At 55.8% G+C, this 12,564-nt stretch carries 7 protein-coding genes and 3 tRNA genes; 5 read left to right on the forward strand and 5 right to left on the reverse strand.

The window, feature by feature from the left end; translation table 11 throughout:
• Position 1: 1 nt before the first annotated feature.
• The 3 genes from ACW5W8_RS14830 to ACW5W8_RS14840 all read right to left on the reverse strand — a co-directional run bounded on the left by ACW5W8_RS14830 (position 2) and on the right by ACW5W8_RS14840 (position 6,429).
• Entirely contained in the window at positions 2-451 is a 450-nt protein-coding gene (locus ACW5W8_RS14830) for a hypothetical protein (RefSeq protein WP_498628481.1), read from the reverse strand.
• A gap of 128 nt (positions 452-579) precedes the next feature.
• Positions 580-1,065 carry a YqhA family protein gene (locus ACW5W8_RS14835; RefSeq protein WP_005333692.1) on the reverse strand — a complete coding sequence of 162 codons (486 nt, stop codon included), beginning with the start codon at positions 1,063-1,065 and terminating at the stop codon, positions 580-582.
• Positions 1,066-1,236: 171 nt separating this feature from the next.
• Positions 1,237-6,429: a RecQ family ATP-dependent DNA helicase gene (locus ACW5W8_RS14840; RefSeq protein ID WP_498628482.1), complete on the reverse strand. Its 5,193-nt coding sequence runs from the start codon at positions 6,427-6,429 to the stop codon at positions 1,237-1,239.
• Positions 6,430-6,689: 260 nt separating this feature from the next.
• Between ACW5W8_RS14840 and ACW5W8_RS14845 the strand changes: the two genes are divergently transcribed.
• Together ACW5W8_RS14845 and ACW5W8_RS14850 are read left to right on the forward strand one after the other, a co-directional pair.
• Complete coding sequence (locus tag ACW5W8_RS14845) at positions 6,690-7,316, forward strand: class I SAM-dependent methyltransferase (protein WP_498628483.1); 627 nt, start codon at positions 6,690-6,692, stop codon at positions 7,314-7,316.
• Positions 7,300-8,373, forward strand: a complete 1,074-nt coding sequence (locus tag ACW5W8_RS14850) for an HNH endonuclease (RefSeq protein WP_498628484.1) — start codon at positions 7,300-7,302, stop codon at positions 8,371-8,373. Before ACW5W8_RS14845 ends, ACW5W8_RS14850 begins: the two co-directional genes overlap by 17 nt.
• Before the next feature lie 44 nt (positions 8,374-8,417).
• On the opposite strand, the gene ACW5W8_RS14855 is transcribed toward ACW5W8_RS14850, so the two are convergent.
• A tRNA-Asn gene (locus ACW5W8_RS14855) sits at positions 8,418-8,493 on the reverse strand.
• A gap of 4 nt (positions 8,494-8,497) precedes the next feature.
• Positions 8,498-8,573, reverse strand: a tRNA-Asn gene (locus ACW5W8_RS14860).
• Positions 8,574-9,060: 487 nt separating this feature from the next.
• On the opposite strand from ACW5W8_RS14860, the gene dauA reads away from it, so the two are divergent.
• The 3 genes from dauA to ACW5W8_RS14875 all read left to right on the forward strand — a co-directional run.
• Entirely contained in the window at positions 9,061-10,797 is a 1,737-nt protein-coding gene (gene dauA / locus ACW5W8_RS14865) for a C4-dicarboxylic acid transporter DauA (RefSeq protein ID WP_498628485.1), read from the forward strand.
• A 183-nt stretch (positions 10,798-10,980) separates the two neighbouring features.
• Positions 10,981-11,068, forward strand: a tRNA-Ser gene (locus ACW5W8_RS14870).
• A 764-nt stretch (positions 11,069-11,832) separates the two neighbouring features.
• On the forward strand, positions 11,833-12,564 hold a 732-nt coding region (locus ACW5W8_RS14875), incomplete at its 3' end, for an IS1595 family transposase (protein WP_498628487.1).

A 12,564-nucleotide genomic window follows, 5' to 3' on the forward strand; every position in this document is an offset into this window, starting at 1 on the left:
GTCAGGAGCGCCATTTCAAGATGGTCCAGCGCCAGGCGTGGCGCAGCACCAGAGGAGTGAGCAGCAGTGCGCTCAGCCAGTGGGCCCAGCTGGCGAGGTTGCCCATGGCATCGCCCGGAGTGCCGTGCAGCACCAGCAGCAGGCCGCTGGCCAGACAGACCAACAGCAGGGCTTCGATAATCTGCCCAGTGGTGCGCAAAAAAGGTTTGTTGCTGCGGTTCAACAAGCTGCGATGGGAGAGCCAGAAGGCGCCAAACAGCAGCGGGAACAGGGTGAGCGAGAGCATCACATGCAAGAACAGATTCCAGCGTGCCAGCGACCAGAGCGGGGTCAGCGGCTCCCACAGCAGCAGGCCGGAGAAGAACATCAGATAGAGGGTGCCCTCGGCGGCCTGATGGTGGTAGGCCAGCCACTGCCAGAATTGTCGGGGTGAGAGAGAAAGGCTTGTCATAAAGGCTCCAGCACCCGGGCGGGGCAGCCCGGGGGGAGCAAGTTTATAACGCAGTAAGAGTAATGAAAAGTGTTATCAATTGTATTGCTGGTGAATCAAGGCTGAACAAGCACCGTGATCAAACTCGACTATTTATGCTCTGCCATTCGCTCGGTCACCGCATAGATGAGCGCGGCCAGCGAGAAGGCGAGAAACACCACCACGGACCACTTCATATCGACTTCATTGATGATGCCATCTTCGAGAAACGCCTTGAGTACCTCCACGCCAGCAATGGTCACCAGTGAGTTGATGACGATGAGCTTGAGGGAGGCAAAGTTGATCTTGCTAAGCCAGTTGCTGCTAAGGGAGGCGCGCTGCTCTTCCGTCTGAATAAATTGCACATAGCCACAGATAGCAACCAGGATCAGCATCTGGGCCACCAGTATAAAGTCCACCAGGGTCAGCACGCCGGTAATGAGGTCCAGATAGGGGATCTCGAAAATGTTTACAGAAAGCTGATAGAGCTGCATGGCAAACTTCACCATCAGCAATACCACGCAGATGAGAATGCCAATGTAGAAGGGGAACATCATCAATCTGCTGCCATTGAGCATGAAATTGAATCGACGCATAAAAACTCCAAGGTAAGGGAAGCTGGGTGATTATGACCTGAATTGAGGCTATTGGCAGCGACGTGTCGTCAAGTCACCAAGCTTTCACTATCACCTATTGCAGTACCAGCGCAGCTGGTGCTGCAAGTCGTGAAGATCTATCCCGGTAGCATGGGGGGCTACCAGTTTGGTTCATAACTCCAGCTCGATTATGGGGATCTCCCAACGTTCGCTGCGCATCTTGGGTTGATACTCATCCTTTTCCTGCTCTTTACGCCGCTCTACCAAGGCGATCACTCTGGCTTCGCGGATTGTATTCACATCGAATTTCCAGGTTTCTTCTCCCTGTAGGGAGAGGCGAGCGATCTTGTGACTGCGGTGATAGACATGGAGCCTGTCCTGTTTGTCGGGGGCAATGCGTACGGCATCGCCTACTTTCAACGCTCTCAGTTCGTTGTGAATAGTCTGGCCTTCATCACTGTGACCTGCATATCCCAACACCAGTTGCGACATACCCATCATGGCGAAACGACGTTGTCTGTCCGGTCGGGTTGTGTTAGGTCTCTGCACGTAGCAGTGGGAGGCGATCAGTGGAATATGGGGATTACGTTGATCGTGGCGAGCCATGAGAACCAGCCTTTCGATAGCACGTGTCATCCCCACATAGAAGAGGCGCCGCTCTTCTTCCAGGTTACTGGTCGATAGCTCCGCCGCGCGTTGCCAGCCGCCGTCGAGAAGTATCACATGGCGATACTCTTCCCCCTTAACCCCATGCACCGTACTTAACAACACTCCTTTACCGAAGCGGATCTGGCGCTTTTGCTCGCTCAAATACTCGTAGAGGAACATCAGGAAGTGGTGGGCAGAAAGAGCGTGCTCTCCCTGGCTGGCTTGCCATTGAGCAATCAGATCGTGCAGTAGCTCCTCCCAACGGTTGGCCAGTGAGAGTGGAGGGAGAGGGGCTGCAAGTTGCTCCGCTGTCAGCAGGGCATGACCTTGCTGTTGTAGCCAATTCTGATAGCGCAAGATTTCACGGCAACGATGCACAGGAAAACCGTTCTCTTTATCCAGAGTAAAACGACAGGGAATATCAGCATCTGCCAGTGCCGAGCGTACCCAGGCCAGTTCCTCCTTCTCCAGCCCATTACGGGCCAGCACTGCGATAGATTCCAGCGGGCAAGTGGGAGTCTTCTCACGGATAAGCGCGATATGTCTCACGACCTCGGCTGCCTGTTGGGCTGCATCCTGGCACTGCTGGATGATGACGCGACCCTGTGCCGTCTCCATCCCCTCCCAGTGCCCCCCAGCCACTTCCATCTTGCGCCTGTCGTCGATCTCGATGGGATGTGTACGCTTCATGCGATCCTGATTGTGCTCAATCAGGCGGTTGGAGGTCTCGATGATGTGGGCGGTGGAACGATAGTTCCAGGTCAGGTAGTGAGTCTGGGCGTTGTAATCTTGTTCGAAGCGACGGATAAAGCTGACGTTCGCTTCGCGGAAGGCGTAGATAGACTGGTCATCATCACCCACAGCCATCAGGTGCAGTCGCGCGTCTTCATCCTCTTCGCTTTTTCCAACCAGTGCAGCGATCAGTTGGTACTGCTGTTCGTCAATATCTTGGTACTCGTCGACGAGCAGGAATTGCAGACCCCCCAACAGCTTTTCCCGCTGCTCTTCCAACTCTAGACCGAGCTGGCTCTGCTCTCCCCGGAGTAGCTTGATAGCGTCATCAATGATGGTGGTAAAGTCGATATCGTCTGAGATCCGGTTTTGCACCGCATTACCCGTCAGGCTCATCGCAAGACCGTGGAAGGTGAATACCGAGACCCGTGCTCCATCACGCCCCAGTAGCTCGGTCAGGCGTCGGCGCAGGGACATCGCCGCATTATGGTTGTAACAGAGCAACATGATCCGCGATGGCGCGACTTGCTTGACCCGCATCAGGTAGGCGCAGCGGTGGATAATCACCTTGCTCTTGCCTGACCCCGGGCCTGCCAGTACCAGCAGGTTTTGCTCGGGCGGTGCCTGTACTATCTGCTCCTGGGCCCGGTTGTGAAGATCTTCAACAATGCGCTTCCAGGAGTGTTCGCTGGTCGCCAGCTCCAGGATCTTGTGGCGCCCTTTGAAGTAGTGACCGAGGAACTTGTCTGCTTCCATGGAGAAGTAGTCTGTCACCAGCTTTTTGGCTTGCTTGAAGTGTTCCAGGCTGATGCGGGCGTATTCATTCATCACATGGATCTGAATCACCTTCTGGCGATAGTGATGCTCAAGCGGCTGATAGTCTGCCTTGTTGTATTGCTGCTGCCGCTCCGCCGTCAGCGTGAGGGTCATGGCGCTTCGGAACACGGCAAGACCATTTTGCAGCACGATGGCATGTTGCTCATGCAGGTAGAGCAGTGCCCGCTCGGCCCCTTTTAGTAGCCACTCCTGTGGATTGCCAGCTTCACCCATGCTCATAAATTGCATGACGTCAGTGTCCTCCCGCAGATGCTTGATTAATTGCTCCAGGGCGAACGAGAGCATGACCTGACGTTGAGCACTCTCTTCGCTACTGGCCACCTGGGTGTATAGAAAGTTGAGGGTGGCTCCGGTGACTGCATGACGCTGCTCTATGATGCGGGTGATTTGTGACCAGCTTCTATTCAAGGTGACACGATACTTTTCGTGTGCGAGATACTTGAGATCAATCGAACCTTTATTTCCTCCCAAACGACCATCTTGGGTCCAGCTGGTGAGTAGGTTGCGAAGCACTGTGGTGTTACTTCGTTCATGTCCCAAATCCTTGATGATCTGATTGATGAGCCGAATGTTGAGAATGAGCTCTTCTCCAGCATCCGGCTCCTGTTCGCGCATCGTATCGAGCATCGCCTTCTCAATGCCATGTATTTGCCCGCAGAACACCCGGGCATTGTCTCTTCCTTTGGGACGAAGCCAGGTAGTTAGTAACATCCCCTGAGAGAGAAGACCGACATCCGCCATCTGGGTGAGTACCCGCATCACTTCGCTGGCCTGAACACCACTTCCTTTATCTGCCATGTATTGGCCTGCCTCTTCGGCGATGGTATCGGCACTGAGGCCATCATCGTCGGCAGCACTCATCAGCGCCTGGATAACCGCTTGCCATATGGCTTTGGCCTTGGGGGCCAGTTTCAGACTCTCTACCCTTTTCATCGCCTCCTCGGTGGAGGCAAACAGGGGACGACCCTGAAATACCTGAGTGATGTTGTCACTACGTTCCAGATAGCCCGCTCGTTCGAGCCAGGCAATAGCTGTCTTGACTTTGGTATCCGCATTGCTGTCATCGGCAGCGAAGCTGGTTTCTACCTCTGGCTGGTTGATAAGCTCTGCACTGGTGGCGACCAGTGGCGAGTTGTTATCCTGCTTGCCTCCTTTGCTGGCCCTGAGCCTTATTCCGCGCAGGATCTGTTTGATATCGCGCAGGCTGACTTCACTCATGGCCTCGAGCTGGAACTGTTTCTCGATATCCTGTTCATCAAACAGCAGTACGCAATGAGCTTGTTCTGTATCGCGGCCAGCTCGCCCCGCTTCCTGCAAATAGTTCTCTAGCGAGCCGGGGATATCGGCATGGATGACCAAACGCACATCATCCTTGTCGATCCCCATCCCGAAGGCATTGGTCGCGCAGATGACCCGGATCTCGCCATTGATAAATTGTTCGAGGGTGGTTTTCTTCTGGGCACTGTCCATGCGGGCGTAAAAGCGTGAGACGGGGAGGGATTGTTGCTGACCGAGGAAATCGGCCAGCTCGTCCACGCTGCGCTTGGTTGCGCAGTAGATAACGCAGGAGCCGGGCTTCTCCTCACCGAAGAACTGCTCGAGCAGGTTAAGGATGTGGCCCTGTTTATTGAGACCGGGGCACTCAACGACGGCATATTCTAGGTTGGTACGTTCAACCCCTCCCTCCAGTCTGAGAAGAGGTCGGGGCTGCTTGTCGAGAAACTGTGCGCAGATATCCTCAATCACATCCGGTTTGGCGGTTGCGGTATAGCAGAAGACAGGAGGCATGGGGACTTGCTGCTCGCTGGCAATGGTGGCGATGGCCTTGGCACAGTAGAGATAGTCAGGGCGAAAATCATGGCCCCATTTCGACAGACAATGCGCTTCGTCAAATACCCAGCCACCGATCTGACGTTGCCGTATTGCTTGTTTGACAGTGCGGTTGCGTAGCTGCTCGGGGGAGATATAGAGCAAGGCGATATCCCCCATGCGGATCTGTTCAAGAATTGCGCCTCGCTCTGGTAGCGTCAGCAGCCCCGAGATAGCGGCAACCCCTTCAACACCTGCCTTGTATTTAAGATTGTCCACTTGATCCTTCATCAGTGCTTGCAGGGGGGATATCACGACCGTGAGAGCACCGCTTCGCTGGTTACGCACCAGTGCCGGGAGCTGGTAGCAGAGCGACTTGCCACCGCTGGTAGGGAGTATGCCGAGCAGTGCGACGCCAGCCATGGCTTCCTCGATCAAAGTCTTCTGCAATGGCGTCCCATCAGGCAGGTTGCGGAAGTTGTCGAGCTCGAAGATTCGCTGCAGATGGCGGCGTGCGTCGTGGTTCTCCTGACAATAGCTGCAGTCGGCATGACCGCAGTGGCGTTCACGAACTGTGTGAATGATCTCTGCGGCCTGGGGGAAGCGGCGCCAAATCCAGGGGGGCAGCACGGAGTTCCCGCCGGACACGGGCAACCAGGCGCAGGCATAAGCCAATGGTAACAGCAGCATGGGTTGACGCAGTGCATCACCAATCACCCGGTTGAGCTGATTGGGGCACGCTTTCTCATGGGCAATGCTCTTGATCAGGGTGGGTAGCTCGGAGACCCTTATTGGAGGGCGGCCCGTAAGCCTTGCAAACACCAGTGACAGACCTTGGGTATTAAATTGCGCCATGACGCCCTGGTTAAACAGGTATTGATAAAGTTGCAATTGGGGTAGAGGCAAGGCTTGCAGGGCTATCAGCTGTTCCGAGAAGATCTGCAAGGCGAGCCTTGCATCAGCAACCGGATCATTGAGGGTATCCCGAACCAGTTTGTAATCCTTGACCAATCGGTGATAAGGGTTCTTTGGAAAGGCAATAGGAGATAGATAGAGGGTATCTATTATCGGCTTTTCGAGAAGCAACTGGGGACGTACAGCCTGTTTGGCCAACCAGGGGAGATCAAAATCGAGAATATTGTGACCAAGGACTACATCTGCCCCTTGTGCCAGCGCATTTAGCTCCTTGAGTGCGAGATCCTGCGGGCCCTTGAGATTGAGTTCACGATCAGCCAGGAGCGCCCCCAGATGACGGAGTTTTTCGTCCCGGGTCAGTTCAAGGTCAAAGGAAAGAATCTTGTCATCCCCAAACAGGGCCACGACATCAGTCGAGTTCATCAATAGCCATCTCCATCTGGCGTTGACCTCTCATGGCGATAATAAGTGCCAAAGATCAGTGAGTTGGCCGAATATTACCCGAAATGTTGAACGGTGGCATCATTCAGAGCCCTCTGGTCGCGCTTCTTTTGGCTGGCATCCCGTTTTGGTAAGTGTCCCTGCATCCTAAATGGCTCATGTTTGGAAAGTGTCGCCCTGGTCATGGCCAACCCACTGATCTTGTGAGATTATTTCCCTTCCTTCTCCGTTCGGAACGCATCGTGTCCCTCGACTACTACCAGTGTCATGCCAGCGCATTGGCGACCCGTTACCAACAGGTATCTGCGCGCGCCGTTCACGGCGACTGGCTCACTCTGCTGGAGCCTTGGTTCCTTGTTGCACCGCGCAGGTTGCTCGATGTAGGGGCTGGCAGTGGTCGGGATGCCGCGTTTTTAGCCGGACTTCATCAGGGCAACACTGTGGTCGCTGTCGACCCCTGTCAGGCGCTCGCTGCGCAGGGGCAATGTCATACCCGTGATGCAGCGGTGGCGTGGGTCAATGACGCTATGCCTGCTCTCTCCCGCGTGACCGGTACTTTTGATCTGATTTTGCTCAGTGCTGTCTGGATGCATCTCCCCCCGGAGTCTCGCCCGTTGGCTCTGGCACGTCTTCATGACCTGCTCTCACCAGATGGTTATCTGGTACTGAGTCTGCGATTGGTTATCTCGGAGCAGGAGATACGGGAGCGAGCCATGTACCCGGTAGCTGTCGATGAAGTGGAGCGGCTTGCATTGGGGGAGGGGATGACAATGCTCCATGTGTCAGAGCCACAGATGGATGCCTTGGCGCGTACCGGGTTGAGTTGGCAGAGTCTGATCCTTGGGGGCGAACATGCACGCCTCCCCTGAGCAGCAACTCGCCTTTATTGCCTATCTGCAACGCATCTTTACCGAGGGCGATTTTGTTGCCACTTACAAGTGCGCCTTGCTTCACGGGATTGCGGATATCGCGATTGAGCGCAGCAACGAGACCCATGATCTGACTGCGGCTCGCACCATTACGCTGGACGAACTGGCCACCAAGTTTGTGGAGCTTTATTGGCAGCACAGTCTGCCCTACTCGGCGACGGGAGAAACGGCTACCTTGCTCAAACAGAGCTGCGGTCGTCAGGCCATCATGCTGACGGAGTTGTCCCGGCTGCGTGCAGAGGGGGTCCGCTCGGTGACTGCACTGCGTCGTCACGACGCCTGGCGGCCTCTTCTTGCCCGAGTTAGACGCATCCTTATTGAGGGTCCCTTGTGGCGTCTGCAGATCCTGGGTGGGCGAGAGGAGTGCCACCTCTATCCTCATCAAAGGGGCGCGGATCATATCTGCCTTAACCCCGGCATTCTCTACTGTCTCCACCGCTTTTACGATCTGGTGGTCTCCCTCTCCCGACAGCATTGGTTGCAGCTTATCTGCGACATCAAGGGGAATCAGCCACTGATTGGCCCAAGTGTAGGGCTGGAGAATTTTCTCTTTGGTTCAAGCCGTCAGGCGCTGGGACGGGTGGGGGCGGTTTTGAGGGACTTGCAGGGAGGAACCTGTTTTTACTGTAACAAGGCGATACACGGGAATGGTGAGGTAGACCATTTCATCCCCTGGCGTCGTTATCCAATCGATTTGGGCCACAACTTCGTACTGGCACACGCCAACTGTAACCGGAGCAAACGGGATTTTCTCGCTGCTCCCGAGCACAGGGATGCTTGGTACGAGCAGAATATCCTGACTCACGGGGCCTACCTTGCTGACGAGCTGGCTCCCTTGGTGAGCGTCGATGCCGAGCGTTCTACATCAATCGCCACTTGGGCGTATCAGCAAGCACTCCGTGAGCATGCCCGGTTGTGGCGTGGTATTGACGAGTTTGTGGACGTGACAACCCCAAGTGTGGGGATGAGTAATCCAGGCTTTTCTAGGTTCTTTTGAAACAGATGTGAAAAAGCCCAGCCATAAGGCTGGGCTTTAGAATTTGGCTCCCTCGACAGGACTTGAACCTGTGACATACGGATTAACAGTCCGCCGTTCTACCGACTGAACTACGAGGGAAAAGTGGCTCCTCCTACTGGACTTGAACCAGTGACATACGGATTAACAGTCCGCCGTTCTACCGACTGAACTAAGGAGGAATTGCCTGTCTCGTCAAGACGGGGCGAATATTAATGACCAGGGCGGCGGGTGTCAACCCGCGAATTTCCCGAAAACCGGATTTTCAGACTGTTTGCCCAAAAGTTGCGCTTTGCGGTTTATTTTCAGCACAATCAGTCCCTTGCTATCACAGCCCCCAACCGGCGCAGGGGTTATTGGCTCGGTTCGCCTCAACCTGATGATGCCTGCATGATGTCGTGAACGTGCTGGTAACCAGATGAGGCTCAAATGGTAATCTTTGTGGCTAAAAGGGGGAGAGCTGGAGTCAAGATCGGCGATTTGGCGGCAAATAGGCCAAATAATGGGTGAGCGCGTGTTTCATTGATCCTGCCCATCGAAAAAGTGGTCCGTCTGGCGTAAGGTTACGCAGGATACCATCGCCGCGTCGACAGCCCTGCCGGCCCTTGATGATGATCGGGCGCCGGATCTCTCCGGCCTTTATCTCCCTCTTCTGGTATTACGATATACATGCACAAGCAAGCCTCTTTAAATAGCGTGAAGCTCGCCATAGCCTTACGCCAGTCCTGTATTGATGAACCCTACAGCATGGCCCGCTTCGGCCGTGATCTTATCGCCGGTGTGACGGTGGGCATCATCGCCATCCCGCTTGCCATGGCGCTGGCCATCGCCAGCGGTGTGCCGCCGCAACACGGTCTCTATACCGCCATCATCGCCGGTATCGTGATCGCCGTGACCGGTGGCTCCCGTTACTCCATCTCCGGCCCGACCGCTGCTTTTGTAGTGATCCTCTATCCGGTCGCCCAGCAGTTCGGGGTCGGCGGTCTGTTGATGGCGACGCTCATCTCCGGCCTCTTTCTGGTGGCGATGGGGATGGCCCGTCTTGGCCGCCTTATCGAGTACATTCCCCCGTCAGTGACGCTGGGTTTTACCGGTGGTATCGCCATCGTGATCGCTACCTTGCAGATCAAGGACTTCTTTGGTCTGAGCGTGCCCGAGATGCCGGAAACCTATCTGGGCAAGGTCGAAGCGCTGGCCGCCGCCCTGCCAAGCTGGCAGTGGGGGGACACCCTGGTGGGGGTCGCAACGCTGGCCGTGCTGCTGCTCTGGCCGCGTCTGCGTCTGCCGGTGCCTGGCCATCTGCCCGCGGTGCTGGTCGGGGTGGGTCTGGGTTTTGGCCTCCATTACTTTGGGGTGGATGTGGCCACCATCGGCAGCAAATTCAGCTACACACTGGCAGATGGCACGCAAGGGATGGGGATCCCGCCCATCGCGCCGACCCTTGTGATGCCCTGGGCCTTGCCTGGGCCGGATGGTTTGCCGGTTGAATGGAACCTGGCGGCCCTTGAGCGGCTGCTGCCTGCTGCCTTCTCCATGGCAATGCTGGGGGCGATCGAGTCGCTGCTCTGCGCCGTGGTGCTCGATGGGATGACCGGTCGCAAACACAGCTCCAACGCCGAGCTGGTGGGGCAGGGGCTTGGCAACATCTTCGCCCCCTTCTTTGGCGGTATTACCGCTACCGCAGCCATCGCCCGCTCTGCCGCCAACGTGCGCGCCGGCGCTACGTCCCCCATCTCGGGGATCGTCCATGCGCTGGTGGTGCTGGCCGCCATTCTGGTGCTGGCGCCCTGGCTCTCCTGGTTGCCGCTCTCAGCCATGGCTGCCTTGCTGCTCATCGTGGCCTGGAACATGAGTGAAGCGCACAAGGTGGTGGAGCTGATCCGTCGTGCCCCCAAATCTGATGTACTGGTGCTGCTGGTCTGCCTGTCACTCACCGTCATCTTCGACATGGTCATCGCCATCACCTTCGGGGTGATCTTGGCTTCCCTGCTCTTTATGCGCGAAATCGCCAAGATGACCAAACTGCATGACTTGGCCGAGCACAAGCGCTATACCCACGAGGTGCCGGACAACGGCCTGATCTACAAGATCAACGGCCCGCTCTTCTTCGCCGCGGCCGAACGGGTCTTTGCCGAGCTGGAAGCGCAAGTGAAAGGGCACCAGGTGCTGGTATTGCAGATGGAGGCGGTCTCCATCCTCGATGCGGGTGGCCTCTCTGCCTTCCTCCACTTTGGCAAACAGATGGCCAAAGCCGGTGTCGAGTTGCGGGTGGCCGAATTGCAGTTCCAGCCACTCAAGACCCTGGCCCGCGCCAAGGTGCGGCCGCAGCCCGGCAAGCTGGAGTTTTACGGCTCGCTGGAAGAGGCGCTCAAAGGTGAACATTTGCACGAAGCGGCAGTAAATTGATTGAAAGGGATACGAAACGGCATGTTTTTGGTCACTTGGTTCGGATATTGAGCAAACGAACGCAAAAAGTAAAAATTTGCATTGACCAAAAGCCGTGGTATCCCTTACATTACGCCCCGTCGTCGCGGCACGGTCCGCGAGCGAATGTGCAGCTCAAGCACATAAAGCAGTGAGCAAAAATTTGGTGAGGTGTCCGAGTGGCTGAAGGAGCACGCCTGGAAAGTGTGTATACGGCAACGTATCGAGGGTTCGAATCCCTCCCTCACCGCCAAATGATAGCCCCAAGTGATTGAATCACTTGGGGTTTTTCTTTATGTGTGGATTTTGCTGTGCCATCCACTATGCCATTAGATGTTGGCTGTGGTGCTATCTTGTTGAATCATTTTGGACAGACTAGTCGATACACACGCCGACGGCGCTCGGCTCCTGTTAACACTTCGACCATCATTTCGTTGTGACTATTACTGAACATAGTTCTAAGACGACCTCTTAAGTTAAGAGGGGCGAAGTGTTTGGATCTTCAAGGGGCTAATCTAGAGCTCTACTGAGGAGCGAAGCAGTGCAAAGAAAGGACATCACCTAAACGGTCTCCAAGATGATTACATCACTATACTAAATTTTGAGCAGGAACTTACGTCCTTTCCCCTGTAGCTTTGCCTCGGCGATAGATAAAGGTAAATGGGCAAAATCCCGCACCACAAACGGAGCGATCGGTAAGACACCTCTGGCCAATGCGCAGAGCATATCTTCACCTGCCTGCACCAACCGATGCCACTGACGATCCGTGCCATAGACATGCTGAGCACCTAGCGCGATTTCGTGTAGGGAAAGGCAGCGGGTGAATGGAGGTCATGGACTTTGCTCCACGCGCCCCAACACCGTCACCATATGGCCGTAGTAACCAAGTGTTTCGCACAAGTCGGTGGCTTGGTCCTTCGAAACCAGATCGATGATGGCATGAAATAATTGGCTCTGTCCCAATTACGTGTTGAAAGGCTAATCTTGAAGTAGGCCATCACCTTGAGGGCTACCATCATGGATACCCCCGCCTTTCAACACCTGTTATCCCTCTTTCCCCAGTTAACCCTGCGCCAGCGCCGTGTTGCTCAACAGGAGTTCACTGCCCCCCATGCCATTACCTCGCTCAATGCACAGTTACCGGCATGCCGCGGTTGCCCTCATTGTCACGCCGATGCCGCCCAGCTGGCCCCTTGGGGTTGGAGCCGCGGACTACGTCGCTACCGTTGCAAACTGTGTCTGCGCACCAGCTCGGTGCTCACCAAGACGCCTCTGGCCCGCTTGCGTAAAGCCCAGTGCAGGGAAGACTACGCGCAAGCCCTCATCGAAGGGCTGACCGTCCGCCAGGCGGCGATGCGCTGTGGGGTCAGCAAAAACACCGCGTTCCTCTGGCGGCACCGTTTCTTGCGCGCGATGGCCACTCATCAAGCCACGCGTGAAGAAGGTATCGTTGAGGTGGATGAGACTTTCTTCCTCGAGTCATTCAAGGGGCAGCGGGGACTGCCGCGTCCGCCCCGACATCGTGGTGGTAAAGGGCGAACCCGGGGCACCGGACGGGATTATATTCCGGTGATGGTGGTGCAGGACCGGGCAGGCCACCATGCAGATTTTCAGTTGGAAGAGATGAATGCCGAGACGGTCATCGCGGTGTTGAAGCCGCTTGTTTCGCCGGATGCCGTGCTGTGTAGCGATGGTGCGGGTGTGTATGCCAGCTTCAGCAAAGTACAGGGCGTGACGCATCAAGTGGTA

Source organism: Aeromonas aquatilis, from assembly GCF_054052405.1.